Origin of the sequence: Gordonia lacunae (assembly GCF_002149015.1) — a bacterium.
GTDB lineage: Bacteria > Actinomycetota > Actinomycetes > Mycobacteriales > Mycobacteriaceae > Gordonia > Gordonia lacunae.
In genome coordinates, this window is the sequence record NZ_NGFO01000004.1 from 191,494 (window position 1) to 217,939 (window position 26,446).

General features: G+C 70.1%; 20 protein-coding genes. 8 read left to right on the plus strand and 12 right to left on the minus strand.

All coding sequences use genetic code 11. The features are described from left to right. Positions 1–101: 101 nt before the first annotated feature. On the plus strand, positions 102–1,040 hold the full coding sequence (locus tag CA982_RS05295) for an HpcH/HpaI aldolase/citrate lyase family protein (protein ID WP_086534292.1): 939 nt from the start codon (positions 102–104) through the stop codon (positions 1,038–1,040). Between the two features lie 14 nt (positions 1,041–1,054). Next, positions 1,055–2,794, plus strand: a complete 1,740-nt coding sequence (locus CA982_RS05300; RefSeq protein ID WP_086534293.1) for an MmpA family trehalose lipid delivery protein — start codon at positions 1,055–1,057, stop codon at positions 2,792–2,794. On the opposite strand, the gene CA982_RS05305 is transcribed toward CA982_RS05300, so the two are convergent. Next, on the minus strand, positions 2,742–3,902 hold the full coding sequence (locus CA982_RS05305; RefSeq protein WP_086534294.1) for a glycosyltransferase family 4 protein: 1,161 nt from the start codon (positions 3,900–3,902) through the stop codon (positions 2,742–2,744). The two genes, CA982_RS05300 and CA982_RS05305, sit on opposite strands and share 53 nt — an antisense overlap. A gap of 60 nt (positions 3,903–3,962) precedes the next feature. On the opposite strand from CA982_RS05305, the gene CA982_RS05310 reads away from it, so the two are divergent. Continuing rightward, the gene (locus CA982_RS05310) at positions 3,963–4,742 is read left to right on the plus strand and encodes a class I SAM-dependent methyltransferase (protein ID WP_086534295.1); all 780 of its coding nucleotides are present in this window, start codon (positions 3,963–3,965) and stop codon (positions 4,740–4,742) included. A 67-nt stretch (positions 4,743–4,809) separates the two neighbouring features. Here CA982_RS05310 and CA982_RS05315 read toward each other — a convergent pair whose 3' ends face one another. The 8 genes from CA982_RS05315 to CA982_RS05350 all read right to left on the minus strand — a co-directional run bounded on the left by CA982_RS05315 (position 4,810) and on the right by CA982_RS05350 (position 15,078). Then, positions 4,810–5,616 carry a hypothetical protein gene (locus CA982_RS05315; protein ID WP_086534296.1) on the minus strand — a complete coding sequence of 269 codons (807 nt, stop codon included), beginning with the start codon at positions 5,614–5,616 and terminating at the stop codon, positions 4,810–4,812. Between the two features lie 54 nt (positions 5,617–5,670). Next, complete coding sequence (locus CA982_RS05320; protein ID WP_086534297.1) at positions 5,671–8,217, minus strand: ABC transporter permease; 2,547 nt, start codon at positions 8,215–8,217, stop codon at positions 5,671–5,673. A gap of 21 nt (positions 8,218–8,238) precedes the next feature. Beyond that, positions 8,239–9,054 carry an ABC transporter ATP-binding protein gene (locus tag CA982_RS05325; protein ID WP_004023757.1) on the minus strand — a complete coding sequence of 272 codons (816 nt, stop codon included), beginning with the start codon at positions 9,052–9,054 and terminating at the stop codon, positions 8,239–8,241. 82 nt (positions 9,055–9,136) lie between these two features. Continuing rightward, positions 9,137–10,144: an esterase-like activity of phytase family protein gene (locus CA982_RS05330; RefSeq protein WP_086534298.1), complete on the minus strand. Its 1,008-nt coding sequence runs from the start codon at positions 10,142–10,144 to the stop codon at positions 9,137–9,139. 74 nt (positions 10,145–10,218) lie between these two features. Continuing rightward, a complete protein-coding gene (locus CA982_RS05335) occupies positions 10,219–12,045 on the minus strand; it encodes a phosphoenolpyruvate carboxykinase (GTP) (protein WP_086534299.1) in 1,827 nt (608 codons plus the stop codon). A 212-nt stretch (positions 12,046–12,257) separates the two neighbouring features. Then, positions 12,258–12,656: a DUF6802 family protein gene (locus tag CA982_RS05340; RefSeq protein ID WP_086534361.1), complete on the minus strand. Its 399-nt coding sequence runs from the start codon at positions 12,654–12,656 to the stop codon at positions 12,258–12,260. 5 nt (positions 12,657–12,661) lie between these two features. Continuing rightward, complete coding sequence (locus CA982_RS05345; RefSeq protein WP_086534300.1) at positions 12,662–14,203, minus strand: hypothetical protein; 1,542 nt, start codon at positions 14,201–14,203, stop codon at positions 12,662–12,664. After that, complete coding sequence (locus CA982_RS05350) at positions 14,200–15,078, minus strand: hypothetical protein (RefSeq protein WP_086534301.1); 879 nt, start codon at positions 15,076–15,078, stop codon at positions 14,200–14,202. Before CA982_RS05350 ends, CA982_RS05345 begins: the two co-directional genes overlap by 4 nt. Positions 15,079–15,313: 235 nt before the next feature. Between CA982_RS05350 and trmB the strand changes: the two genes are divergently transcribed. The 4 genes from trmB to CA982_RS05370 all read left to right on the plus strand — a co-directional run bounded on the left by trmB (position 15,314) and on the right by CA982_RS05370 (position 21,793). Beyond that, on the plus strand, positions 15,314–16,105 hold the full coding sequence (gene trmB, locus CA982_RS05355; RefSeq protein ID WP_086534302.1) for a tRNA (guanosine(46)-N7)-methyltransferase TrmB: 792 nt from the start codon (positions 15,314–15,316) through the stop codon (positions 16,103–16,105). Next, on the plus strand, positions 16,098–16,769 hold the full coding sequence (locus CA982_RS05360; protein ID WP_004023764.1) for an NYN domain-containing protein: 672 nt from the start codon (positions 16,098–16,100) through the stop codon (positions 16,767–16,769). Before trmB ends, CA982_RS05360 begins: the two co-directional genes overlap by 8 nt. Before the next feature lie 223 nt (positions 16,770–16,992). Next, on the plus strand, positions 16,993–20,286 hold the full coding sequence (locus tag CA982_RS05365; protein ID WP_086534303.1) for an MMPL family transporter: 3,294 nt from the start codon (positions 16,993–16,995) through the stop codon (positions 20,284–20,286). 160 nt (positions 20,287–20,446) lie between these two features. Beyond that, positions 20,447–21,793, plus strand: a complete 1,347-nt coding sequence (locus CA982_RS05370) for an MFS transporter (RefSeq protein ID WP_086534304.1) — start codon at positions 20,447–20,449, stop codon at positions 21,791–21,793. Positions 21,794–21,838: 45 nt separating this feature from the next. On the opposite strand, the gene CA982_RS05375 is transcribed toward CA982_RS05370, so the two are convergent. The 3 genes from CA982_RS05375 to CA982_RS05385 are packed head-to-tail and all read right to left on the minus strand — an operon-like array spanning position 21,839 to position 25,097. Beyond that, positions 21,839–22,516, minus strand: a complete 678-nt coding sequence (locus tag CA982_RS05375; protein ID WP_086534305.1) for a response regulator — start codon at positions 22,514–22,516, stop codon at positions 21,839–21,841. Further along, positions 22,513–23,748: a MacS family sensor histidine kinase gene (macS, locus tag CA982_RS05380; RefSeq protein WP_086534306.1), complete on the minus strand. Its 1,236-nt coding sequence runs from the start codon at positions 23,746–23,748 to the stop codon at positions 22,513–22,515. The genes CA982_RS05375 and macS overlap by 4 nt, the downstream gene beginning before the upstream one ends. Continuing rightward, entirely contained in the window at positions 23,745–25,097 is a 1,353-nt protein-coding gene (locus tag CA982_RS05385) for an AI-2E family transporter (protein WP_086534307.1), read from the minus strand. The genes macS and CA982_RS05385 overlap by 4 nt, the downstream gene beginning before the upstream one ends. A gap of 78 nt (positions 25,098–25,175) precedes the next feature. Between CA982_RS05385 and CA982_RS05390 the strand changes: the two genes are divergently transcribed. Then, positions 25,176–26,444, plus strand: a complete 1,269-nt coding sequence (locus CA982_RS05390; protein WP_244176136.1) for a lysylphosphatidylglycerol synthase transmembrane domain-containing protein — start codon at positions 25,176–25,178, stop codon at positions 26,442–26,444. Positions 26,445–26,446 lie beyond the last annotated feature (2 nt).

Below are 26,446 nucleotides of genomic sequence, written 5' to 3' on the forward strand. Positions count from 1 at the left end.
CGCTTTGCACGTGCAGTCGTGCATAGGCAACGATGGGACGGTTGCTGTTGCCGAGCGCGAGATCCACCGATCGCGCGTGTTCACCGGACCGAGAGACCCAGATGTACGACGACAACCCCACCTACGACACCGAGTCGACCGACATCGGTTCGCGCATCGACCCGGTGCTGGCGCGGAGCTGGCTGCTGGTCAACGGCTCCCACTACGCGAAGTTCGAGCCGGCATCCCGTTCGCGCGCCGACATCGTCGTGCTGGACATCGAGGACGCGGTGGCCCCCAAGGACAAGGTCTCCGCGCGCGACAACGTCGTCCGTTGGCTCGGGCCGAAAGAGGGCACGGCCGGCCCCGGCGCCGGAGACTGGGTCCGTGTCAACGGGTTCGGCACCCCGTGGTGGGCCGACGACCTCGAGGCCCTGTCGCAGACCACCGTCGGCGGGGTGATGCTGGCGATGGTCGAGTCGGTCGACCACGTTACCGAGACCGCCAAACGACTCCCCGGCCTGCCGATCGTCGCGCTCGTGGAGACCGCGCGCGGACTCGAGCGCATCAGCGAGATCGCCGCCACGAAGGGCACGTTCCGCCTCGCATTCGGTATCGGGGACTTCCGTCGCGACACCGGTTTCGGTGACAACCCGCAGACACTCGCCTACGCCCGTTCACGTTTCACGATCGCCGCGAAGGCCGCCCATCTGCCCAGCGCCATCGACGGCCCGACGGTAGGTTCGAGTGCGCTCAAGCTCAGCGAGGCGACCGCGGTCAGCGCCGAGTTCGGCATGACCGGCAAGATCTGCCTCACCCCGGGCCAGTGCGCGCAGGTCAACGAGGGCCTGTCCCCCTCGCAGGACGAGATCACCTGGGCACGAGAGTTCTTCGCCGAGTTCGAGCGCGACGGCGGTGAGATCCGCAATGGCTCCGATCTGCCGCGGATCGCGCGGGCGACCAAGATCCTCGACCTGGCCCGGTCGTACGGCATCACCGCATCCGACTACGACGACGATCCGGTGCACGCTCCCGCGCCGTCGGACACCCACCACTTCTGACGGGCATCGCCGCGGTGACTCCCCGACGACTGCTGCCGGCGCTGTACGGCACCAGTGTCGCTGCGACCGCGGTGATCCTGGCGCCGGTGCTGCCGGGTCTCGTCGGGGTCGGCGACCGCTACCTGCTGTATCGCGATGCGGTGTCCACGCCGCGTACCCACGTCACGGACACCACGCTCGGGATCGGTGACCTGCCGCCGCGGGCCGTCCCGCAGGACTGGTTCCTCGCGATGGTGAGCAGCGTCGTCGACGGCGGAATCGTCGTGCTGGCAGTCCTCGCCGCGGCCCTGGTCTGCGCGGGCGTCGGCTACGGACGTCTGGCGGCCCGGCTGGTCCCGGACGCCGGACACACCGGTGCCGCGGCGACCGCACTCGTCACGGTGTGGAATCCCTATGTCGCCGAACGGCTCCTGCAAGGCCACTGGAGCCTGTTGGCCGGGTATGCCGCGCTCGGGTGGATTCTCGTCGCAGTCCTGGATCTGCGGCGACGCCCACCGCAGGGTGAGCCGGTAGCGGACACCGTCCGAATTCTGCAGCTGGGTGGGTTGCTCGCCGTCGCAGGGTTGACGCCCACCGGGTCCGTCCTGGCCGGAATCGTGTTGGCGACTGCACTTCTGGCACGTCCCATCGGGCGGCGCCCCACGGCCGTCGTCGCCGCGCTCTGGGTCCTCAGCACCCTGCCCTGGTTGCTGACATCCCTGGTCACCGACGCCCCGACCACATCGGCGGCCGCCGGGGTCGATGCGTTCGGCCTGCGCTCCGAGCCCTGGCTCGGGCCGGTGGGCACGGTCGGTTCGCTGGGCGGGATCTGGAACGCCGACGCGGTGCCGGCGAGCCGGACCATCGGATGGGCCGCGGTGGCGACCATCTGCCTGCTCCTCGTCGTCGCGGTCGGCGTCGGCCACCTGTGGCGTCGTCGCGCGCAGCTGGATCCGCTCGTCCGGGCCATCGCCGTACTGGCGTCGGTCACCGCGATCCTGTTGCTGCTGAGCACCGTCGGGCCGGTCCGAACCGGTCTGGGGTTCGTCGTCGAACACGTCGGCGGCGGCGGGTTGCTCCGCGACACCCAGAAGTTCTCGGCGCTCCTCGTCCCGGCGGTCGCGGTCTGCGTCGCGGCAGCGGTGGCAGCGGCGAGACGCCGCGTCCCTTCCGGATTCGCGCTCGCCGCGGTCGCACTGCTGGTGGTGGCACCGCTCCCCGACCTCGCGTGGGGCGTCGGCGGCGCGGTGCGCGCGATCGACTATCCCGACGAGTGGCGGCAGGTCGCGGAGATCGTGCCGCCGGATCGGGGTTCGGTCGCCCTGTGGCCGCCGGGCACGGTCCGCGAGTATCCCTTCGCGCGCGACCCGTCCCTCGATCCCGCGGCGCGGATGATGCGTGCGCCCGTCGTCGAATCCGGTGAACTCCGGGTCGACGGGGAGGTGATCGATCCGTCCGGAGAACACGCCGCGGACGTGACGCGGGCGCTGGAGTCCGGCGGGTCACCGGTCGCGCTGGCCGAGCTCGGCGTCGGGTGGGTGCTGGTCGAGAACGACTCCCCACCTGCGCAACTCGCCGAGTCCGGGCACCCGGTCTTCGACGGGCCGTCGCTGCGGCTGTATCAGGTGGCCGGTCCGGCGGATCGATCCGCCGACGTCGCCGACCGCGTCATCGCGACCGGCGCGCACCTCGCATGGGCCGCACTGCTCGTCGCGGGCCTGATCAGCGCCGGCGTCGGCGTGGCGCGGACGACACGGCGTCGAACGTCGCCATGAATCCGTCGCACGTCGCCGACCACGAGTAGCGACTCGCCTTGGTCTGCGCGTTCCGGCCGAGCCGGCCCGACTCATCCGGATTGTCGATCAGTTTCCTCGTCGCGCTGGCGAGTTCGTCGACACCGTCGACGAGCAACCCGGTGCGTCCGTCGTCGATCGAGTCGGCGAGACCGGCAGCACTGCGGTAACCGATCGTCGGAACGCCGTGCTGGGCGGCTTCGACGACGGCGAGGCCCCATCCCTCCTTGCGCGACGGCATGAGGTGGACCCGGGCCCGGGCGAGGAGTTCGTGCTTGCGCCGTTCGTCGACGTGGCCGTGGAAGGTGACCGCCTCGGTCACCGCGAGTTCGGCTGCGGCACGGTGCAGTTCGTCCGACCACCAACCGCCGCCGATGACGTCGAGATGGGCGTCGACTCCGTCGCGGCGCAACCGTGCGAGCACGGTCAACGCGTCCTCGACCTGCTTGTGCGGCACCAACCGGGACAAGACGCAGAGGCGCACAGGCTCCTCGCCGGTCGCCTCGACGGCGATCTCCGCGTCGGCCGGGATGGGATCGATACCGTTGCGCACGACGGAGATCCGGTCTGCCTCGACGCCGAGCGCGACGAGTTCGGTCTTCGACGGCGTCGACACCGTGACGTACCGATTGCGGCGATGAACCCGCGGCGAGACCCGCGACTCGATGAACCACCCGAGGTGGCCGAGGAGGCGGCCGGCGACCGGCCACTGCTCACGGTGGCAGTGGTGGACGAGGACGATCGTCGGGGCCGGCGAGACCAGTGCCGAGAAGAACGGGACACCGTTCTGGGTGTCGACGACGACGTCCGGCCGGCACCCCGCCAGCGGACCCAGGCCGAACCGGCCGCCGAGGATCGTCGCGAGCATGCGCGGATACACACTGATGCGCCCGCCGGCGCGGAGGAACCGCATGCCGTCGCGTGTCTCCTCGCGGACGGACCCGGGGTAGGCCGAGGTGAGAAAGGTGACGCGCGCCCCGCGCCGGGCCAGTTCGGCGCCGACGCGTTCCAGGTAGGTCTCACTGCCGCCGCCCTGGGGGTGACGGGTGTCCCGCCAGCACAGGAGCAGGACATTCGACGGTGCGCGCATCGTCCGTCAGCCTACCGACCCGGGCCGGGGCGTCGGTACGGGTACTACAGTGACCCGACGATGACGACTCCACTCTCCGGTACGCAGATGGCCCGGCTCGCCACCCTGCGCCGGGCCGCCGGGCTGCTGAACGACTTCCGCTTCGAGCAGTCCGATCCCGCACGCTTCTACGGCGCACTGGCCGCCGACACGGCGAGCATGGTCGAGGCGTTCGTACCCGACCTCGGGGAGACCGGGCCCGACGGGGCGGTGGTCCTCGACGTGGGCGGCGGCCCCGGGTACTTCGCCGACGCCTTCCGGGCCCGCGGCGCCCGATACGTCTCCGTCGAACCCGATCCCACCGAGATGCACGCCGGCGGGCTCGAGCATCGCGGATCGGTCCGCGGGTCGGGCCAGGCGCTTCCCTTCGCCGACGGTTGCGTCGACATCTGCCTGTCGTCGAACGTCGTCGAACACACCCCGACCCCGTGGCAGATGGCCGACGAGATGCTGCGGGTGACGCGGCCCGGCGGCGTCGTCATCATCAGCTACACACTCTGGTGGGGACCGTTCGGCGGTCACGAGATGGGCCTGACACACTATCTCGGCGGCCATCGGGCAGCCCGGCGGTACACCCGGCGCCACGGCCACCCGCCCAAGAACCTCTACGGCACATCGCTGTTCGCGGTCTCGGCGGCCGATGGCCTGCGCTGGGCCCGCGCGGCGACCGGTCGTGGACGCGCCGAACTCGTCGCGGCGTTCCCGCGCTATGTCCCGCGCTGGATGTGGTGGGTCATGCGCGTGCCGGTGCTCCGCGACGTCCTCGGCACCAATCTCGTGCTCGTCCTGCGCCGACTCTGAGGATCCGGTTGCGGTCGGTCCCGGGAACCGGGACCGACCGCAACCGGAACTTCGGGGTCGCCCGGCCCTACTCCGCGGCGAGGTCCGCGGTGCAGTTGAGAGTGCCGCCCTGGCTGGTGGCCGCGGCCAGCTGTTCACCGTCGGCGAGGATGGCGCACGACACCGGGCCGCGGACCACGATGGCCGACAGGCTCGCGCGGGTCCCCTCGAGTTGCACGCGCTGGGACCACGGCGACCCCGTCGCCGGGATCACGGTCGGCGACCCCGGGCCGCGACGGAACGTCAGTGCGACGACGTCGCCGTTACCGGTCAGCTGATAGGTGATGGTTCCGGAACGCTGTGTCGTCGTCGTGGTCGACGTCGTCTCCTCGGTGGTCGTGGTACTCGACGGCGTCGTCGCGCTGGTCGTCGCCGGTTCGCTCGACTCGGTGACCGACGACGACGACGCGCTGGTCGAGTCACCATCACCCGAACGGGTCACCAAGACGACGACCAGACCCAGCACCACCAGCGCAATCAGAGCGACCAGCGCCAGCCCGATCGTCCGGCCCTTCGATCCGGAACCCCGGGGCGGCTCACCGCCGGCCGGCTCGTCGTACGGCGAGGACGCGTACGGCGAACCGCCGGTGTACTGGGGATCGGCGTACTGGGGATCGGTGTAGGGCCCCGGGTACGGCTGTCCGGCCTGGTGCGGCTCGGTGTACGGACCGGGTTGGTGCGGCTCGGTGTAAGGCCCCGGGTACGGCTGCCCGGGGTGTTGCTCGGTGTAGGCCTGCGACGGCGGCGCCGACGGGTCGAAGTCCGGGTCGAACTGCCGTGTCTCCGGCGGATCGTTGCGCGGATCGTTGGGATCGCCCTCTGGTGGTCGGGTCATGCGCTCGATTCTGTCATCTGCGGATCGAGCTCGACCCGACCACCGTGAACTGCGTCAGATGTCGGCGATCGCTTCCAACGGTCCGGTGCGCGCGGCCCGGACGGCGGGCCACAGCGCGGCGAGTACGCCGACGATCGCCGACGCGACCAGGGTGATCACGATGAGCGACCACGGGATCACCGGAGCACCCAGACCCCACTCGGCGAGGGTGCGTACCAACGCCACGCCGATGACGGTTCCGAGGAGCACACCCAGCACCGCGCCGAAGATCGAGATGAGCACCGACTCGAGGTAGATCGATCGCCGGACCTGGGCCCGGACCATGCCGATCGCACGCAACATCCCGATCTCGCGTTTGCGTTCCACCACCGACAGCGCGAGCGTGTTGATGATGCCGAGCACCGCGATCAGCAGGGCCAACCCGAGCATTGCGTACAGCGTGCCGAGCATCTGGTCGATCTGCGACGAGATCTGCCCCTTGAACTGGTCCCGATCCTGGATCTGCACCGTGAGGTACGCGGCCGTCGCCTCCTCGAGATTGCTGCGCAGGGTGTCGAGGTCGGTGCCTGGGGCAGCGTTCACGAAGAGCGTGACATTGACCCGCGCGAACGGCGGGACCAGTTTCTCGTAGACCTCGGGCCCCACCACCCACGGTTGCAGCGCCTCGTTGTCGGCGTAGACGCCGGCGATCGGGACCCGGACCTGCTCCCCGGTCGCCGAGGTGAACGTGACCACGTCGCCGCGCTTCCATCCGTTCGTCTTGCCGGTCCGCTCGCTGATGAGCATCCCGTCGGCGGGCAGCTCCGACGAGGCACCGTCCTGCATGTCCATGACGGTCACGCTGTTCAGCGGTCCGCCGAGCGCGGAGAACCCGGTCTCCGACTTGTCGTCGACCTTGGCCTGGACGATCCCGAACGACACCACGTCGGCGACTCCCGGTACGCCATCGATCGCCCCGGTCACCGCCGGCGGCAACGGCGACTGGTTGGTGCCCGCCACGATGTAGTCGGCGGTGATTCCCGCGTCGACGGCATCGTCGACGGTGCCCTTGAACGACTGTCCGAGGGTGCCGATGATCGCGACCAGCATCAGGCCGAGCGTCAGCGCGAACGCCGTCGCGGCCGAGCGCCGCGGGTTGCGGACCGCGTTGGTCCGGGCCAGGCGGCCGATCATGCCGAACGGTGCGCCGATGACGCGGCCGAGCACGCTGACGAACGGGCGGGCGATCGCCGGGCCGATGAGGACCGCCGACAGGACCGCACCCGCGGCGCCGGCACCCACCGTGATCGCGGGACCCGCTCCTTCGCCCATCGCGCCGACGACGATCGCGGCGATCGACGCGACGCCGATGACCGCGCCGAGGATGGTGCGGTTGCGCAACGAGGCCGACCCCTCGGCGGCCGATGCGCGCATCGCCTCCACCGGCGGCACCCGAGCGGCTCTCGCCGCGGGCACCCACGCACTGATCATCGTCACGACGACGCCGACCAGGACGCCGGCCAGGATCGCATCCGGACCGACGGCCAGCTCACCGTCGGGCAGGCCCGACGTCGCACTGGTGATCGCCTTGAGACCGGCGGCCAGTGCGATGCCGATGGCGAGGCCGAGCGCGCCGCCGAGGACGCCGACCACGAAGGCCTCGAACAGCACCGACCGCGACACCTGGCGCTGGCTCGCGCCGACCGCCCGGAGCAGCGCGAACTCCCGGTTCCGCTGCGCGACGATCATTGAGAACGTGTTGTAGATGATGAAGGTGCCGACGACGAGACCGATCGCGGCGAACGCCAGCAGAATGTACTGGAAGATCTGCAGGAACTCGTTGACCTGCGCCTTCTGGTCTTCGCGGACCTGATCGCCCGTGCGGACGTCGTAGCGATCGGCGTCGGCGCCGAGAGCGGCGATGATGCGTTCCTGCAACTGCTCCGGAGTGACCCCCGCGACGGCCGACATGTCGACGGCCCCCACGTGCTCACCGTCGGTGAACAGCCGGGCCGACGTCGCGGCATCGAACTGGGCGTTGACGTAGCCGCCGGTCGAGCTGGGCGCGTCGACGAGGCCCACGACGGTCACGTCGAGCGGTGTCGATTCGCCCTGGCCGACGACGATCTTCGTCTTCGACCCCACCTTCAGGCCGGCGGCTTCGGCGGCCGACGTGTTGAGCACGATCTCACCGGCGTTCTCGGGTCCGCGACCCCCCGGCAGGATCGTCGAGTCCTCCGGCGACAGTGCCTCGGCCGGCGGGATGTAGGTGGTGCCCACACTCGGGGCGCCACCGGTCTGGATGGCCTTGCCGTCGGAGTCGGCGACCGTGACCAGGCCGTTGTTGTTCACCACGAGCTTGTCGATGCCGAACTGCGCACGCTGATCCCGAAGCTGATCCACGATCGAGTTGGGCACTCCGGGCGACTGCCGGTCGGCCGGGGTCACCTCGACCGCGACACCCGGCGCCGCGCTGTCGAAGATGTCGTTGAAGGCCTTCGAGATGGACCCGGTGAACACCATCGACCCGGCCACGAACGAGGTGCCCAGGACGATCGAGAAAAGGGTCAGGAACAGTCGGAGCTTGTGCGCGCGGAGGTTTCGCAGCGAAACCCTGCGCATCACCGAAGAGGAGGCCACGGCTCAGTGCGCTCTGGCGGTGTCGGGCGCAGGCACGTTGTCCAGGTTCTTCATGACCTCGAAGACGTCGTCGGCAGAGGGCCGGGAGAGCTCCTGCACGATCTGTCCGTCGGCCAGGAACACCACCCGGTCGGCGTACGACGCGGCCCGCGGATCGTGGGTCACGATGACGACGGTCTGCTTGAACTCGTCGGTCGCCGCGCGCAGGATCGACAGCACCTCGCCGGAGGAACGCGAGTCCAGGTTGCCCGTCGGCTCGTCGCCGAAGATGATCGACGGCTTCCCGATCAGCGCACGGGCACAGGCCACACGCTGCTGCTGACCACCCGACAACTCACTCGGCAGATGGCCGAGCCGGTCGGTGATGCCCAGCCGGGCCACCACGGCATCGAACCATTCGGTGTCGACGGTGCGGCCGGCGATGTCGACCGGCAGTGTGATGTTCTCCTTGGCCGTCAGCGTCGGCACGAGGTTGAACGCCTGGAAGACGAAGCCGATGCGGTCGCGACGCAGCATCGTCATCGCCTTGTCCGACAACGCGGTGAGATCGGTGTCGCCGATGAACACCTTGCCGTCACTCGCGACGTCGAGGCCGGCGAGGCAGTGCATCAGGGTGGACTTGCCGGATCCCGACGGTCCCATGATGGCGGTGAACTCGCCCTCCCGGAACGAGATCGAGACGCTCTTCAGGGCTTCGACGGCGGTGTCGCCGACGCCGTACCGCTTGGAAAGGTTGTCGGCTCCGGCGGCCACCGCATGCTTGGGCGCCCCGAAATCATCGCCACCGTCGTCTCGCGCGGCCACATCAGTCGTCGTCATGCCATCAACCGTGCCAAATCCTGGGCCGGTTGGCCATCAGGTATCACCCTGACCCCACCCTGAGGGCCGGTGACCTTGGGCACTACTTCGGGATCTGGACCTCGAACGAGTGCACCCGGTTGGGCGATCCGACGTTGTCCGACACCACGAGCAGGGTGCGGGTGCGGGTCTTGGCGAACGGGTTGTCGGGGTGCCAGTTACCCCAGGCGAGACCCGACATGTTGCCGGTGCGTAGGCGTGGCGTCGCGACGGTGGAGAAGATCCGACGCTTGGTCATCGCCTTCTCGCGCCCGCTGAGCTTCTTCTTGTTCGTCACCGAGGTGGCACCCCGGGTCGTCGTCCAGAAGATGTTCGCGAGGTTGCCCGGACCACGCTCCAGCACGAGGAAGTCGGTCGAGTTGACGGCGAGCACGTCGGCGGCCACCTTGTTCGCGTCGGTGCGGTAGACGAACTCGCGATTGCTCTTGCCGAAGGTCAGCAGGCGGGCCGACCGCGCGGCATCCTGCCGCAGCCCACCGGCCGTGAGAACACTGACCTGGCCCTGGCGCCCGATGGCCGCGCCGGTGAGCCCGCGCTGGCCGGCCAGACCCGACTTCGGCGACGGGCGCCACGCCGGCGGGAGCGGGAGATCGCGGATGACCTGTCCGATCGGGCCGATCTGACGGACGAACTGGTTGTTGCCGCCGCTGACCACGGTGTAACCGCCCGCCGACTGCCGGATGCCCTCGAACTGGGCCTGGCCGGGCAGCAGCGGGAGGAACCATGGGCCGAGGACGGTGCCGCCACCGTTGATCCGCGGTTGTCCGACGAACGACGCGTTGACCGACGTGTAGCCGATCGACGCGGTGAAGAAGCGGGCCGGCAGCACGTCTTCGGCGATCAGCACGTAGCTGCCGTTGCCGGTCCGGTCGATACCGGAGATCCGGTTGACCGTGGGGAGCCCGTCGCCGATCGTCGTCGAATCGGTGAAGAACGCCGACACACCCGCCCCGGAAGGCGGTGTCGCCGAAGCCGGTTGGACGGCGATCGGGGAGGCCAGACCCAAGACGCAGGCACCGGCGATCGAGGCGCCCCACACACGTAGCTTCATGAGGGGCACGATACCTCAACCGTCACTTCTGACCCTCCCGTACGTTCAGCCCCGGTTCTCGGCAGACGCGCACATCAGGCCAGGCGCTGCTTCAGCCCGTCCAGCTCGTCACGCAGCGAACTCGGCAGCTTCTCGCCCACGAAGTCGAAGAGCTCCTCGATCGACGGGATCTCCTCGCGCCATTCCTCGGGCTTGAAGGCGAGGGCCTCCGCGACGTCCTCGGCAGGCACGTCCAGGCCGCTGACGTCGATCGACTCGGGCTTCGCGACGATGCCGATGGGGGTCTCGACACCCTCGGCCTCACCCTCGATGCGCTCGATGATCCACTTCAGCACGCGGCTGTTCTCACCGAATCCGGGCCACAGGAAGCGCTTGTCCTCGCCCCGGCGGAACCAGTTGACGTAGAACACCTTCGGCAGCTTCGACTCGTCGGCGTTCTTGCCGATGTTCACCCAGTGCTGCAGGTAGTCACCGACGTGGTAACCCATGAACGGCAGCATCGCCATCGGGTCGCGACGCACGGTGCCGACCTTGCCCTCGGCGGCAGCCGTCTGCTCGGAGCCGACGGTGGCACCCATGAAGACACCGGTCTGCCAGTCGCGGGCCTCGGTCACCAGCGGCACCGTGGTCTTGCGACGACCGCCGAACAGGATCGCCGAGATCGGCACGCCCTGCGGGTCGTCCCACTCGTCGGCCAGGGACGGGCACTGCGAGATCGGGGTGCAGTAGCGCGAATTCGGATGTGCGGCCTTGTGATCGGACTCCGGGGTCCAGTCGTTGCCGAGCCAGTCGGTGAGGTGCGCGGGCGCCGGGCCGTCGATGTCTTCCCACCAGACATCGCCGTCGTCGGTGCGAGCGACGTTGGTGTAGAGGGTGTTGCCGGCCTCGATGGTCTTCATCGCGTTCGGGTTCGAGTCGTAGCTGGTTCCGGGAGCGACACCGAAGAACCCGAACTCGGGGTTGATCGCGTAGAGACGGCCATCCTCGCCGAAGCGCATCCAGGCGATGTCGTCGCCCACGGTCTCCGCCTTCCAGCCGGGGATGGTCGGCTGGAGCATCGCGAGATTGGTCTTGCCGCAGGCGCTCGGGAACGCCGCGGCGATGTAGTACACCTTGTTCGCCGGGCTGGTCAGCTTGAGGATCAGCATGTGCTCGGCCATCCAGCCCTCGTCCCGGGCGATGACCGAGGCGATGCGCAGGGCGTAGCACTTCTTGCCGAGCAGCGCGTTGCCGCCGTAACCCGAACCGAACGACCAGATCTCGCGGGTCTCCGGGAAGTGGGTGATGTACTTCTCGGTGTTGCAGGGCCACGGCACGTCGGCCTGGCCGGGCTCGAGAGGCGCGCCGACGGAGTGCAGCGCCTTCACGAAGAAGCCGTCCTCGCCGAGGATCTCCAGGACGCGGGGACCGACGCGGGTCATGATCTTCATCGACAGCACGACGTACTCGGAGTCGGTGAGCTCGACGCCGAGCTTGGGGTCGTCGGAGTCCAGCGGGCCCATGCAGAACGGGATGACGAACATCGTGCGCCCGCGCATGCTGCCGCGGTAGAGCTCGGTCATCGTGGAGCGCATCTCGGCGGGGTCGACCCAGTTGTTGGTCGGCCCGGCGTCCTCTTCGGCCTCCGAGCAGATGTAGGTGCGCGACTCCACGCGTGCCACGTCGGCGGGGTCGGAGCTGGCGAGGAAGGAGTTCGGCTTCTTCTCCTCGTTCAGCTTGACGAGGGTGCCCGCCTTGACGAGGTCGGCCGTGAGGCGCTCCCACTCCTCGTCGCTGCCGTCCGACCACACCACCCGGTCGGGTTGGGTCAGCTCGGCGACCTCGGCCACCCAGGCCAGCAGTCCCGCGTGCTTCGTCGGAGCGCTACTCGGGTCCAGTCCGGGAATGGTGGCTGCGGTCATCGTTGGGGCCTCCTCCGAGGTGGTGGCCGCTTGGAATGGCCACCTGTCAGGTCGTCTCGTCGTCCAGGATACGTACACCGAACAGGCGCTAGGTCACGGGGTTCACCAGGTGCGGTGTACGCCACACCCGGGCGACAGGTGACCAAAGTCCCTGGTAATCACGCGCGCTCTGGTCTCGGCGCCGCACGGACCGGTTCGGCGCCGGTCACCTGTCAGCCGATCCGTCCCGATCCGCCGGAGATCCACTCGCCGGTGTCCGGGTCGAGCACCGCGGAACGGAACTCGCCGTCCGCACCGATCTCGGTGATCTTGTCGACCTGCCCATCCCGATCGCTGTCCGTGTACACGGTAAACCCGTCGGGACCGTTCCGGGTGAGGGAGTCGTTGATCCCGTCGTCGTCGGTGTCGACCTCGGCGGGCCCGAGGTCCCAGATCCGGCCGTCGTCGTGCATCCACAGATGATCGTCGAGGTCGTCGGACACGGGTGACTCGTGCAGCGCGGCCACCGACTCGAACGACCGGGGGTCGGCGGCGGCGCCCACCTCGTCGAACAGGGCGGACTCGCCCGGACGATCCGGTTCCGGGGTGTCGTCGGAGAACATCGGGTCCATCGGGATCACTGCTTTCCGTCGTCGTGGCCGGCTCGGGCGGCCGCGGCCGATCCGTCCGGTCGTCGGTGGTCTCGGTACTCCGCGGGGTCGCCGGACTCTCGTCCCGGATCGTCGCCTCGGGCAGACGACGCCCACAGCCGTTCGGAGTGCGCGGCGAGGTCGCGCCGAACGGACTCGGCGCGCTCGCGCCGGACCCGGGCATCGCGGACCTCGACCCCGCTGCGCAGCCGCCGGATCTCGTCGTCGAGCCGCGTGATCTCCGTCGACACCTCCCGGCTGCGGCGTTCGTGAGCGCGGGCGATCTGCCCGGCGATCCGGGTCTCGGCCGCGGTGACGCGCAGGGCCAGCTGATGATCGAGTGCCGTCCGCGCCTCGGCGAGGAGCTCGGCGGTCCGCGCCACCCGCTCGGAACGAGTCACCGCGGTCCGCCGGACACGGATCACCCACGCCGCGACCGCCACCCCCAGGAGCAGGGCGAGCGGCATGCTGATCCACTGCAGCGTCTGGACCGACGCCATCGGGGCGACGACGAGGCGTCCGACGCCGAGACCGGTCGACGCGCCGATGACGACGAGCAGCGCGTCTTCGGCGCCCGCGCGCCGCGCCCGGTTGCTTGGCCGCTCGGTGTCGAGGTCCACCGCGGGCCAGGGGTCGTCCTGGGTCGGCTCGGCGTCCAGACCGACCAGGGCGGTCGCCCGCACGGCGTCGACTCGCTCGTCGGCACGGCATCGGATGCGGTCGGCGAGGTCGGCCCACCCGGTCCGGACCCAGGTCCCGTACTCCCTGTCGGCGACCGGAGCACGGTCGGCGGCGGTGGCCGCCAGGTCCCGCACGGCGGCATGCAGTTCCGCCGACGACTGGGACCGGACCCGGGACAGCCCCGCCCGGACGGCCGCCAACCGGTCGGTCCGCCCCCGGTCGCGGGTGGCGAGCAGACGACGACGGAAGGCGAGGAGTTCCTCGGCGTCGGTCCGGGCGGCGGCCTCGTCGGCGGCGTCGGCCCGGGCGGACCGGAGTAGATGCTCGACCGCGCCGCCACCCGCCCCGAGGCGCGCGCGTTCGTCGCGGAGCGCATCCGGCGCGCCGGTCGCCTCGCGCAGCCACTCCACGAGGGCCTCGACGCCCGACTCGTCCACCGCACCTCCGAGGGCCGCCACCGCGGACACCCCGAAGAGCGGCAGCGTCGCGAACGGATCGAGCGCGGATCGGTGTGCACGCACGGTCCGCGGCCACTCCCAGAACGCATCGATCTTGGTGCACACGACGGCGACCGTGCCGACCTGCGCGCGCATCCGCTCGACGAGCAGCCGTTCCTCGTCGCCGACCGAGGACGACGGATCCACGACGACGACGGCCGCACCCGCCGGTGCGCTCCCCGGGGTGCGCGCGACGATGTCGAGATCCGGGGCGAGCACGCGGCAGGCCTCGACCAGCGTGCGCACCCCCACCCCGTCGGTGCCGACGACCAGGACGCCGGAGCCGGTGCTGACGCGGTCGGCGTTGAACCCGGTCAGCTCGCGTGCGGCGTCGAGTGCGGTGTCGGTCATGTGGCGGCACCCGCTTCCGCGAGGAGTCGCTCGGCCCCGGCGCGGTCGAGGCCGGCCGCGGCCGCCTCCTCCAGCCGGCCGCGCAACTCGACCTCGCGCCAATACCGGATGCGGGCGACCCGCTCCCCGATCGGTCCCGCGAGCTCGGGTACCCCGGAGGCGTTCTGCAGCGCCCGGCTCAGGTCCTTCGCGGTCGCGGCGACGGGCGCGCCGGATTCGATGAGGGCGAGCGCGGTGTCGATGCCGTAGGCGTCGATCCGGCGGAGCAGTCCCTGCCGGAGACGGCGCTCGTCGGAACCCGGGCGTCCGACGAGGAACCGGCCCGCCATGGACGGCATCCCGGCACCGGCGGCCGCCAGGGTCGTCAGCGCCGCGAACTCATCCGCGTCGAGGTCGGCGCAGGCCAGCAGCTGCGAGACCGGGTACACCGGCGCGCCGAGGCGCGTGGCGCACGTCGACGCGACCGCGACGGCGGAATCCCAGTCGCCGTGGGTGTCGGCCTTGCCGAGCACCGCCAGGACGCGATCGGACGGGAGCGAGGAGAACAGTTCGTGGTCGGCGCGCCTGGGCAGTCCGGCCAGGACCAGGACCCACAGATCGGCGTCGGCGGCATCCTGCGCGTCCTCACCGGGTCCGATCACGCTGAGCGACAGTCGTTCTCGAAGCGCACGGGCCAAGGTGTCGCGCCCGGTCCCGGGCCGGCCGACCACCTGGACGTGCAACGGACGGAGGAACCGGCGTCCTGCGGTGGTCAGCACCGGCACCAGCGGCGACGCCGGGTCGACGAGGTCGGCGAGGCGACCCTGCTCGGCGGCGAGCGACAACTCGCTCCCGGCGGGCACAGCGCGCCGGCCGCCGTTCACCGGTGCCCCCACCGCAGCCTCCTCGTCATCGGTCCCCCTGCGAATCACGCGCCCGTCCGCGTGCGGCGACGACCCCCGGCCATCAATGCACGTGAACCGCGGCAGGGCCGAGACTAATCGGGATCCGCGCGAACGGCGGAGCTACCTCCACATCCCCGCCGGAGGCGGGATCCGGTCCACGTCCGAGCCACTCCGGCCACCCCGGACCGCGGCGGCGATCCGCCCGCGACTTCGTCGAGACGGCTCGATGCGCAACCATGGACGCGTGAACAACAGCCCCGACAGGTCCCGGTTGTACCCCCGCGTCACGAGCTTCCGCTTCCGCCGCGGCACCTTGACGACCGGTCAGCAGCGCAACTGGGAGACGCTGTGGCCGGTTCTGGGCCGCGACCTCGAGATCGGGCCGGAGCGGGTGCCCGAACCCCAACTCGACCTCACCGACCTGTTCGGGCGCGACGCCCCGAAGGTCCTCGAGATCGGCAGCGGCACCGGAATCTCCACCGCGGCGATGGCCGAGGCGGAGCCCGACGTCGATGTCCTGGCCGTCGAGGTCTACAAGCCGGGCCTGGCCCAGCTCCTCGGGCTCGTCGACCGCAACGGGCTCACCAACGTGCGCCTGATCCGCGGCGACGCCGCCATCGTCCTCACCGAACTCATCCCGTCGTCGAGCCTCACCGGTGTCCGGCTGTTCTTTCCCGATCCGTGGCCCAAATCGCGGCACCACAAGCGGCGGTTCGTCCAGACCGGCACACTGGAGCTGATCGCCGACCGTCTCATCCCGGGCGGAGTGCTGCACATCGCGACCGATCACGCGGGTTACGCCGAGTGGATCGCGGAGGCGCTCGCCACCCAGGACGCCGATCGCCCGCACGTCGTCCAGCTGACCCGCGAGTCACCGATCCTGCTGGAACGGCCGACGACGAAGTTCGAGGGACGCGCCGAGCGCGACGGCCGCTACGTCAGCGAGTTCGTGTACACGCGGCCCATCCCGCCGGTCACCTCGACCGGCGACACCCCGACGGGAGCCCGCCATGAGTGACCACAGCCCGACCGGCTTCGCCGACACCATTGCCGGCCAGACCGGGACGCGCCGCATGCTGCTGGTGTGGGACGCGCCCAACATGGACATGGGTCTCGGCGCCCTGCTCGGCGGGCGGCCGACCGCCGCGCACCGCCCCCGATTCGACGCTCTCGGCCGGTGGTTGCTGCAACGGACCGCAGATGTGTCCGCTCTCACCGACGGCGGCGGCGCGGTCGAACCCGAGGCCACCGTTTTCACCAACATCGCCCCTGGTAGCGCCGACGTCGTGCGACCGTGGGTCGACGCGCTCCGAAATGTCGGTTTCGCCGTCTTCGCCAAGCCGAAGCTGTCCGACGACAGCGACGTCGACTCCGACATGCTCGACCACATCGAGCTTCGCAGGCACACTGTGGGACTAGCCGGCGTGATCGTGGCGTCCGCCGACGGCCAGGCATTCCGCGAACCACTGCTCGACGTGGTCGGCGACGGCGTGCCCGTCACCGTCATCGGATTCCGTGAGCACGCCAGCTGGGCACTGAGCACCGAAGAGCTGGAGTTCATCGATCTCGAGGACATCCCCGGTGTGTTCCGCGAGCCGCTGCCGCGCATCGGCCTGGACTCCCTGCCCGACGAGGGTGCGTGGCTCACACCCTTCCGCCCGCTCAGCGCGCTGCTGCGCTGACCTGCGACGTCGTGGTTCGCGGGTGTCGTCGGACGGCTGTCGGCGACCCCTGGTCCGGCGCCGGTGCGGGGACGCCCGCGGGTGATCCGAGGCCCACGCCTCAGGGATCACTCAGGCAACACTGTCAGGATCTTTCGGGAAACTGACAGAATCGCCACCGGCGCTCCGCAACGGCGGGGGACCAGAGTGCCCGACTCGTCGTCGTACACGAAAGGACATCAGCGTGTTCCGGTTCATCGGCACATTCGTCTATCGAATGCGCTTCCTCGTCATCGCGGTGATGATCGCGATGATGGCCGGACTCGGACTGTACGGTCTCGATCTCGGCAAGCACCTCAGCCAGAGCGGCTGGTTCGACCCGACCTCGGAGTCCGACACCGGCGCGCGGTACGCCGACCAGGCACTGGGGCGCGATCACACCTCCGACGTCATCCTGATGATCACGCCGCCCGAGGGCACCCGCGTCGACGACAAGGCCTTCGGGGCCAAGGTGGAGACGTTCGTCGAGGATCTGATCGCGACCCATCCCGACATCGTCGGGCGCGCCGATCCCGGCCTGTACGACCCGTTCCTCGTCCAGCCCGCCCAGAGCACGCTGCAGGACCGGTTGTTCACCGAGGACGGCAGACACGCCTTCATCAGCATCGGCGTCGCCGGCAACGACGACACGACGGTCCTCAACAACTACAAGACCATCGAACCGTTCTTCGAGGACATACCCGAACGCTTCGATCTTCCCGGTACGACCTTCGAGCTCGCCGGTCTGCAACCGGTCGCCGGTTCCATGGCCGAGGGCATGGACAAGGACATCCACCGGGCCGAGGTGCTGGCGCTGCCGCTGGTGGCGATCATGCTCTTCTTCGTGTTCGGCGGCGTCGTCGCCGCCTGTCTGCCCGTCCTCATCGGTGGTCTGACGATCGCCGGCTCGCTGGGCATCATGAAGATCCTGGCGCTCACCACCGAGCTGAACATCTTCGCGCAATCGGTGGTCACGCTGATCGGTCTCGGCATCGCGATCGACTACGGCCTGTTCATCGTGTCGCGTTTCCGCGAGGAACTCGGTGAGGGGTATTCGACGAAGGCCGCGGTCCGAAGAACCGTGATGACCGCCGGCCAGACGGTGGTCTTCTCCGCGACGATCATCGTCGCCGCCCTGGCGTGTCTGCTGATCATGCCGCAGGGCTTCCTGAAGTCCGTCGCCTACGGCGCGATCGCGTCGGTGTCGCTCGCCGCGATCCTGTCGATCACGGTCCTCCCGGCGATCCTGGGCATCCTCGGACCCCGCGTGAACATGCTGTCGATCAGCACGATCATGAAGTACACCGCGGTGCCGCTGGCGCGCCGCTTCTCCGGCGAGGAGCGTGCCGCGGCGATCGAGAGCCGGTTCAGCGGCCGCATGAAGACCAGCCAGGAGGTCGAGAACGGTTTCTGGGGACGCCTCGCGACCTGGGTGATGAAGCACCCGGTCCGGACCGCCGTCCCGACCGTTCTCCTGTTGCTCGCGCTCATCATCCCGTTCGGCAGCATCCAGTTCGGCGGCATCAGCGAGAAGTTCCTGCCGCCGGACAATCCCAACCGCGTCGCGCAGGAGAAGTTCGACGAGTACTTCCCGAGCGAGCGAACCGAGGCCATCAAACTCGTCATCATCTACGACGAGTCGAGCCAGGCCGACCAGAACAAGCTCGACGCGATCGCCAAGCGCGCCGACGAGGTGCCCGGCTTCACCAACAAGTTCAGCGACGCCGACAAGTCCGACTTCGGCTCCTTCGACGCCGAGCGGTACCCGAACGTGGGCGTCTATCAGGTGTCGGCGGGTCTCCAGGACCGGAACACCGCAGCCCAGGCGATCGAGCAACTGCGCGCGATCGACACCGAGGGCCTCACGATGTACGTGGCCGGCACCCCGGCGTTGACGCAGGACTCGATCGACGCACTGATGCAGCGGCTTCCACTGATGGCGGTCATGCTGGTCCTGATCACCGGCCTGCTGATGTTCCTGCAGTTCGGTTCGATCGTGCTGCCGATCAAGGCCGCGCTCATGACGGCGCTGGGTCTCGGGGCCACGCTCGGCATCCTCACCTGGATCTTCGTCGACGGCCACGGCGCCGAGCTGGCCAACTTCACCCCCGGTCCGCTATTCGCCGCCGTGCTGGTGCTCATCATCGCCATCGTCTTCGGACTCTCGACCGACTACGAGGTGTTCCTGCTCTCCCGAATGGTCGAGGCCAGACAGAAGGGCGCGAGCACGACCGAGGCGATCCGCAGCGGCACCGCGCACACCGGCGGCATCATCACCGCGGCCGCCGCAATCCTGGTCGTGGTCACCGGCGCGTTCAGCCTGTCCGAGATCGTGATGATGAAGTACATCGCGTTCGGCATGATCGCCGCGCTGATCCTCGATGCCACGGTGATCCGCATGCTGCTGGTGCCGTCGGTGATGAAGCTGCTCGGCGACGACTGCTGGTGGGCGCCGCGATGGATGCGAGTCGTCCAGCGCAAGATCGGACTCGGCGAGACCGTGCTCGACGACGACGAGCCCGACGAACAACGCGATGCCGGTGCCGGCGCCCGTCCGATGAGCGCGGGCACCGTGGTGGCCGAGGCACCGACCTCCGTGATGGCCGCGGCCCGCAGGCAGCCGGTTCCGGCAGGCGCCGTCCCCGGCCGGGGTCGGGTACCGGCCGGCACCGGCCGGTCGGCCACACCGGCCCGGCCCGCTCCGGACCGTCCGCTCGGCACCGCCCGCCCGGGCGCGCCGTCGGGCCAGACACCCGACCAGCGCACCGGCGCCGGACCGACACCGACTCCGCAGGGCGCCCCGGTGGGTCCGCCGCCGCCGACGACGACACGGCCGAACCCCGGGCCGACCCCGCCGCGCACCCCGCCGGCTCGTGTCGGACCGTCCCCCGCGTCCGCGGCGCCGAGTCCCGAACCGGCCGAACGTCGTCCGGCGACGCCGTATCGCCGCTCCGCGCTGTCGAAGAGCGATCGACCCGACACCGGCGGCTGGAGTCTGGGCGAGGGCGGAATCCGACTCGGTGACGCCGCGCCCCGATCGACGAACGGCGACCGTCCGACGGTCACTCCCCCGTCGGGCCCGTCACGGATGCCGGAGACCGGTGGGCGGCCGAACCCGACCCCGAACCCGGGCCCGGCCCGCCCGAACCCGGAGCCGACCGGGCAGCGGTCGCCCCTCGGCCGCCGACCGGCCCTCGACGAGACCGGCCGTCGCCCGCTCGCGGCGTCGGTGAGTCCGGAGACCGCGACCCCCTCGTCGCGTGGGCGTCGCAGCAACGGTCCGTCGCCGATGGAGCGCGGCCTCAGCGCCGACGCCACCCCGGCTGCCGCCCCGCGACCCGACACCGGTCCCGCCTCGGGTGAACAGGAGCGCCCGGCGGACGAGTCGACGCGGCGCCGTCGCCCGCGCACGGACCGGCACGCCCGGTCCGACGACACCGGCGACGACGGCCAGATCAGCGTCCAGGAACTGTTGAAGCGGAGTCGCTCGCAGAAGTGACCGACCGGACCCCCGTTCGCGGCCACGGGTCTCGTGAGCCGATTGATCGCGGGGCGCGATCAATCCCGGATGGGCCGGCACTGGGCATTGCCCGGATGTGACCGACCGCACACCCCGCGCAGGATGTCTGCCAGCACACCAACGCTGGAGGGACAGCCGCATGACTTCATCCACCACCTGGACGTTGCCGGAGCATCGCAGAAGCGTGCTCTGGGTCGTCGCCCTTGCCACCATCGCGATCGTCTTCGACGGGTACGACCTCGTCGTCTACGGCACGATCCTGCCCACCCTGCTCGACGACCCGTCCCAGCTCGGTCAGCTCAGCCCGGCCACCGCCGGGGCGTTGGGTTCCTACGCACTCATCGGTGTGATGATCGGCGCCCTGGTGGCCGGCGCGATCGGCGACCGCGTCGGTCGACGCCGGATGATGCTGGCCAACATCGTCTGGTTCTCCATCGGCATGGGTGCCACCGCCCTGGCGACCGACCTCGCCGCCTTCGGCGTCCTGCGCTTCCTCACCGGCATCGGGATCGGGGGCCTGGTCGCGACCGCGGGTGCGATGGTCGCCGAGTTCGCCCCGTCGTCGAAGCGGAATCTCTTCAACGCGGTCGTCTACAGCGGCGTCCCCGCGGGCGGTGTGCTCGCTGCGATCCTCGCGATGCTGCTCGCTGAGCACATCGGCTGGCGCGGCCTGTTCTGGATCGGTGCACTCCCTCTCGTCACACTGTTGCCGATCGCCTGGCTGCGCATGCCCGAGTCCCCGCAGTGGCTCGCCGCGCGTGGTCGAATCGACGCGGCGCGGGAGATCTCCGATCGGACCGGCATTCCCGTCGGGACAACCGCGGTTCCCACCGGAACCGGGCACGCGCCGAAGGTCGGGTTCGCGGCGCTGGCCTCCCGACGCTTCGCGGTGCCGACGCTGCTGCTGGGCAGCATGAGCTTCGTGGGCCTGTTGCTCACCTACGGCCTCAACACCTGGCTTCCGCAGATCATGAAGACGAGTGGCTTCGACGCCAAGGGCTCGCTGTCGTTTCTGTTGGTGCTCAACGGCGGTGCCATCGTCGGCGGCCTCATCGCCGCGCGGTTCGCCGACCGTCGGGGCCCGCAACAGGTCGTGGCGACGTCGTTCTGCCTCGCGACCTTCGCGCTGATCGGGCTGACCTTCGCACTGCCGCTGCCGGTTCTGCTCGTCGCCGTGGCCGTCGCCGGTACGGGCACCATCGGCACCCAGGTCCTGATCTACGGCTTCGTGTCCAACTTCTACCCCACCGAGGCTCGCGCGGCAGGCGTCGCCTGGTGCGCAGGATTCGGACGGCTCGGCGGTATCTTCGGGCCGGTGATCGGCGGCCTGTTGATCGGAGCCGGGATCTCCTCGGCCACCGCGTTCTATCTCTTCGCCGGGATCGCACTCCTCGGCGCGGCCGCCACCATGCTGGTCGTCACCCCGAAACCGGCGGCCGACCCCAGCGTCTCGCTGCCCGCACACGGGCTCGCGACAACCGAATAGCGTCGGCACGACATCGAACAGATACGACCACGGCCTCGGGGGAACTCACTCCTCCTCGAGGCCGTGCTCGATGACGTAGCGGGTCAGTTCCACCCGGTTGCCCAGTTGAAGCTTGCGGAGGGTGGCCTGGACATGGTTCTCGACGGTTCGGTGACTCAGGTCGAGGCGCCGCGCGATCTGCTTGGCGCTCAACCCCTTTGCCACCAGACGCAACACCTCGGTCTCGCGTTCGGTGAGCACGGGTGCCGCGGGCGCGGCGTCGGGCTGCTGCGACATGCGCCGGTACTCGCCCAGCACCAGCCCCGCGAGCCCCGGCGTGAAGACCGCCTGGCCGTCGGCGGTGGCCCGCACCGCCTCGACCAACTCCGCCCGGGACGACGACTTCACCAGATAGCCACTGGCCCCGGCCTTCACGGCTTCGAGCACGTCGTCGCGCTCGCCGGAGGCGGACAAGACCAGGATGCGCGTGCGGGGCGAGGCTTCGAGGACCGCGGCCGTCGCCTCGGTGCCGGTGCCATCGGGTAGTTGCATGTCCATCAGTACGACGTCGGGCGTGACGGCGGCCGCGCGCCGGCCCGCGCTGCCCACACCGTCGGCGGTGGCGACGACGTCGAATCCCTCGTCGGCGAGATCCCGGGCCACCGCCTCACGCCAGATCGGATGGTCGTCGACGACCATGATCCGCAGCGGCGCCTGCTCTCCGTCATTCCGGCCTGCACTCATCCCGTTGCTCCCCTCGACTGTCCGCTCCCGTCCCGCGGGACCGTGAACTCCCACTCCGTACCCGCACCCGGTTCGGAATCGAGTCGCGCTGTCCCGCCGAGGGACTCGATCCGACCGATGATCGACTTCGACACCCCGACGCGCCCCTGCGCGACCGCCTCGGCGAGCCTGCCGTCCGGAATCCCGATCCCGTCGTCGCGGACACTGACCACCACATCCGGTCCCAGATCCTCCACCAGGATGTACGCGCGCGCACCGGGGCCCGCATGGTTGACCACGTTGTCGAGCGCGTTGACGACCGCCGCCCGGATCTCGGCTCCCTGGTGCGCCGGGATCATCACCGGATCGGCGGGCGCGCTCACCGACACCCGGCCGTCGCCGAAGACGCGGAGGACGGCGGCGAGGTCGACACTGCGTGGCGCGTCGGGGTCGGTCGCGACGGGTTCGTCCGTGTCCGAGATCAGTCGACGCAGCGTTCGCTCCTGCTCCGCCGCCAGCGTCGCGAGTTCGTCTGTCGGACCACCGATCTCGCGACCGCGCCGGGCGATCAACGCCAGGACCTGGAGGACACCGTCGTGAACCTCGCGCGAGAGCCGCTCGCGCTCCTCGGCGGCCGCGGCGATGCGCGCCGCCCGGGACAGTTGTTCCTGCACCCGGCGGGCGTTGGCGGCCGCGAGTCCGACCGCCATGCCGGTCGCCACGATGACGATGATCGTGGCGTTGCGGCCGAAGTCCAGGTTGAGTTCACCCTTGACGAAGGTACTGGTGCCGCCGACGATCAGGCCCGCCACGATCCCGCCCACCGGACCGGTGAGGATCGCGACCGAGATGACGGCGTTGGTGGCCCACAGGGTGGTGGGCCAGGTCTGGTTGTTCCATGCCCAGTCCGCGCCGGCGACATACGACGTCGACAGCATCAGCGCGCAGACGACGACCACCTCGGCGCCGACCCACACCCGGTTGCGCGCGAATCCGACGAAGTAGCCGATCCCGCTGACCAGCGTCCACGCGGAGAGCAGGCCGAAGAGTGCCCAGGCGACACCGCTGCGGTCGAGGTCGGGGTTGACCGCGATCTGGAAGCCGAGTGCGTACAGGTACGACAGCAGCCGGAAGATCTGCGCTCCCCGCCACAGTGGGCCGACCGGATCGTGGTCGACGACCCGTGCCGGCCGGTCCGGGCCCGTGGCCCGATCCGGTGCTGTGGTCGCGACCGGCGGCGGCCGGCGCGTCACGTCGCGCCGCCCCCGTCCCGATCGTGTCCCTCCCGGCCACGTCCCTCCCGGTCACGTGCGTCCCGGTCGGTTCCGGCTCGGTTCGCCTCGGGAGCCCGCCGATCTCCCGATCCGTCCTCCTCGGCGCGCGGGTCTGACGCCGCCGCCTCCTGTGCGAGTGTCTCGGCTGCGGCGTCGGGATCGTCGGTGTCCCAGATCGGTGGGTCCGGCTCCGCGACGACCCCCGGCCGCCGGGCGTCGTCGGGGTCGTCGACCCCGGTCCCCTTCAACCGCCGGACCGCGGTGTTGAGGAACGCGATCAGGGGCACCGCGAGCAGGCCGCCGATGATGCCTGCCGACACCAGGCCGGCCGCGATGCCGAGCACCACCGCGACCGGATGCAGTCGCACCGACCGGCCGAGCAGGAACGGCTGCAGCACATGACTTTCGAGTTGCATCACGCCGACGACGATGGCGAGGGCGACGACCGCCGCGATCCAGCCCTGGGTCACCAGGGCGACGAGCACCGCCAGGGTGCCGGTGACCAGGGCGCCGACGATCGGGATGAACGCGCCCAGGAAGACCAGCGACGCCAGTGGAAGCGCCAGGGGCACTTGCAGGATGGCGAGTCCGATGCCGATGCCGCAGGCGTCGACGAAGGCCACCGCGACGGTCGCCCGGACGTAGCCGACGAGCGTGCCGAAACCGGCGATACCCGCCTCCCACACCCGATTCCGATTGGCCTGCGGGATCACCTTGACGGAGAACTGCCAGATCTGGCCCCCGCCGTAGAGGAAGAAGATCAGCAGGAACAGCGTCAGCAGTGCGCCGGTGATGATCTCGCTGGCCGTGGTGGCCGTGGCCAGCGCGCCGCTGGTGACCCGGTCCTGGTTGTGCTGGATGAAGTCGAGTGTGTCCGTGCCGAAGTTGCGCACCTGGTCCCGGTCCAGCCCCAGGGGCCCGTTGATGAGCCATTCCCTGGTCTTCTCGACGGTCACCCGAACCTGTTCGGCGAGTTCGGGGACGCCGTCGATGAACTCGCGGACCACGAACGTCATGACCGCCGCGAGCAGTCCGATCGCGAGGACGAGGTTGACGATCACCGCCAGCGACCGCGGCAGCCCGCGCCGGTCGAGGGCGTCGACCCCGGGGACCAGCATCGCCGCTATGAGGATGGCGAGGGCGACCGGGACGAGGACCTCCTCGAACTCCCGGAACACCCTCGTGGCGACATAGCCCGCCGCGACCAGGAGCAGCAGCCGCCACGCCCACTCGGCCGCAGCCCGAACCTGTGGGTGCACCTTGGCCCGGTCGATGGACGCAAGGTCGCGGGCATCGCGCGGCCGCTCGGCTCGTTCGGCTTCGGTCACGGAAGCAACACTAGTGGTGTACAGGTGGCCGACGGGGGTCGTCACCGACACGGGACCCCCTACCCTAGGGTGGCACGTATGTCGTCGGAGGATGTTGGCTCGCCGGGGGGCGCGGCAGCCCCGGCCACCCGTCCTCGGTTCTGGTGGGTGCGCTGGGTCCTGCTCGCCGTCGTCCTCGTCATCCTCGCCGTCGAAGTCGTCCTCATCTGGCCCGAGCTCAAGGGCGCCTGGTTCCGCATCGGTGAGATCCAGTGGCACTGGGTGGCGGCCTGTCTGGTCGCCGCGATGCTGTCGATGGACAGCTTCGCGCAGGTCCAGCGCGCGCTGCTGCGCTCGGCGGGCCTGCGTGTCACGCAGTGGAAGTCGCTGTCGGTCATCCTGGCGGCCAACTCGCTGAGCCAGACGATGCCGGGCGGCCAGGTCCTGGCCCCGGCGTTCACCTACCGCGAGACCCGTAAATGGGGTGCGACGCCGGTCATCGCGTCGTGGCAGGTCGTGATGTCCGGCCTGCTCGCCGGTATCGGTCTCGCCGTCCTCGGATTCGGCGGCGCCCTCCTCGCCGGCGCGAAGACCAGCCCGTTCTCGGTCGTCTTCTCCGTCGCCGGTTTCCTCGCGGTCGCGGTGGTGCTGCAGTATCTGGCGAGTCATCCGGAGTCGTTGAAGAGCACCGGGATTCGTGTCCTCGGCTGGGTGAATCAGCTCCGCAACAAGCCGGAGGACCACGGGACCGAGCGACTCTTCGAGACCCTCGAACAGCTCCGGGCGGTGCAACTCACCAAGCGCGACACCTCGGTCGCCTTCGGCTGGAGCCTGTTCAACTGGGTCGCCGATGTGGCGTGCCTGATGTTCGCCTGCTGGGCGGTCGACGCGCACCCGAGTATCTCCGGGCTGATGGTCGCCTACGCGGCGGGCAAGGCCGTCGGTTCGGCGATCCCGCTGCTGCCGGGCGGTATCGGTGTCGTCGACGCGGTGCTGGTGCCCGCGCTCACCAGCGCCGGGATGCCCGCGGCCGATGCGATCACCGCGGTCCTCATCTACCGGCTGATCAGTTACGTGATCGTCTCGGCGATCGGCTGGGTGGTCATCGGCATCATGTTCCGCAACCGCATCAAGCGGGACGACACCTTCATCGACGAGGTGGAGCGCGACGCCGAGGCACTCGAACGCGCGGCCGAGGAACCGTCACCCTCCGCGCCCGACGGATCGACCCGCCCCGACCCGCCACCACCCGACCGCACCGACTCCCGAGCCACGGACACCTCACCTGTCGGCGAGCCCGACGAGCCGTTTCCCGGGGACTCCGGCCGAACGTCCGACACCGATCCGCCGTCGGACCCGGTACGGTAGTC

What these genes read in the sequence shown, in the direction of transcription:
- CA982_RS05325 (WP_004023757.1), bottom strand. Translation starts at nt 9,054, where the DNA reads ATGACGACGACTGATGTGGCCGCGCGAGACGACGGTGGCGATGATTTC.
- CA982_RS05315 (WP_086534296.1), bottom strand. Translation starts at nt 5,616, where the DNA reads ATGACCCGACCACCAGAGGGCGATCCCAACGATCCGCGCAACGATCCG.
- trmB (WP_086534302.1), top strand. Translation starts at nt 15,314, where the DNA reads ATGCGCAACCATGGACGCGTGAACAACAGCCCCGACAGGTCCCGGTTG.
- CA982_RS05375 (WP_086534305.1), bottom strand. Translation starts at nt 22,516, where the DNA reads ATGAGTGCAGGCCGGAATGACGGAGAGCAGGCGCCGCTGCGGATCATG.
- CA982_RS05390 (WP_244176136.1), top strand. Translation starts at nt 25,176, where the DNA reads ATGTCGTCGGAGGATGTTGGCTCGCCGGGGGGCGCGGCAGCCCCGGCC.
- CA982_RS05335 (WP_086534299.1), bottom strand. Translation starts at nt 12,045, where the DNA reads ATGACCGCAGCCACCATTCCCGGACTGGACCCGAGTAGCGCTCCGACG.
- CA982_RS05310 (WP_086534295.1), top strand. Translation starts at nt 3,963, where the DNA reads ATGACGACTCCACTCTCCGGTACGCAGATGGCCCGGCTCGCCACCCTG.
- CA982_RS05330 (WP_086534298.1), bottom strand. Translation starts at nt 10,144, where the DNA reads ATGAAGCTACGTGTGTGGGGCGCCTCGATCGCCGGTGCCTGCGTCTTG.
- CA982_RS05340 (WP_086534361.1), bottom strand. Translation starts at nt 12,656, where the DNA reads ATGGACCCGATGTTCTCCGACGACACCCCGGAACCGGATCGTCCGGGC.
- CA982_RS05370 (WP_086534304.1), top strand. Translation starts at nt 20,447, where the DNA reads ATGACTTCATCCACCACCTGGACGTTGCCGGAGCATCGCAGAAGCGTG.
- CA982_RS05320 (WP_086534297.1), bottom strand. Translation starts at nt 8,217, where the DNA reads ATGCGCAGGGTTTCGCTGCGAAACCTCCGCGCGCACAAGCTCCGACTG.
- CA982_RS05295 (WP_086534292.1), top strand. Translation starts at nt 102, where the DNA reads ATGTACGACGACAACCCCACCTACGACACCGAGTCGACCGACATCGGT.
- CA982_RS05360 (WP_004023764.1), top strand. Translation starts at nt 16,098, where the DNA reads ATGAGTGACCACAGCCCGACCGGCTTCGCCGACACCATTGCCGGCCAG.
- CA982_RS05345 (WP_086534300.1), bottom strand. Translation starts at nt 14,203, where the DNA reads ATGACCGACACCGCACTCGACGCCGCACGCGAGCTGACCGGGTTCAAC.
- CA982_RS05305 (WP_086534294.1), bottom strand. Translation starts at nt 3,902, where the DNA reads ATGCGCGCACCGTCGAATGTCCTGCTCCTGTGCTGGCGGGACACCCGT.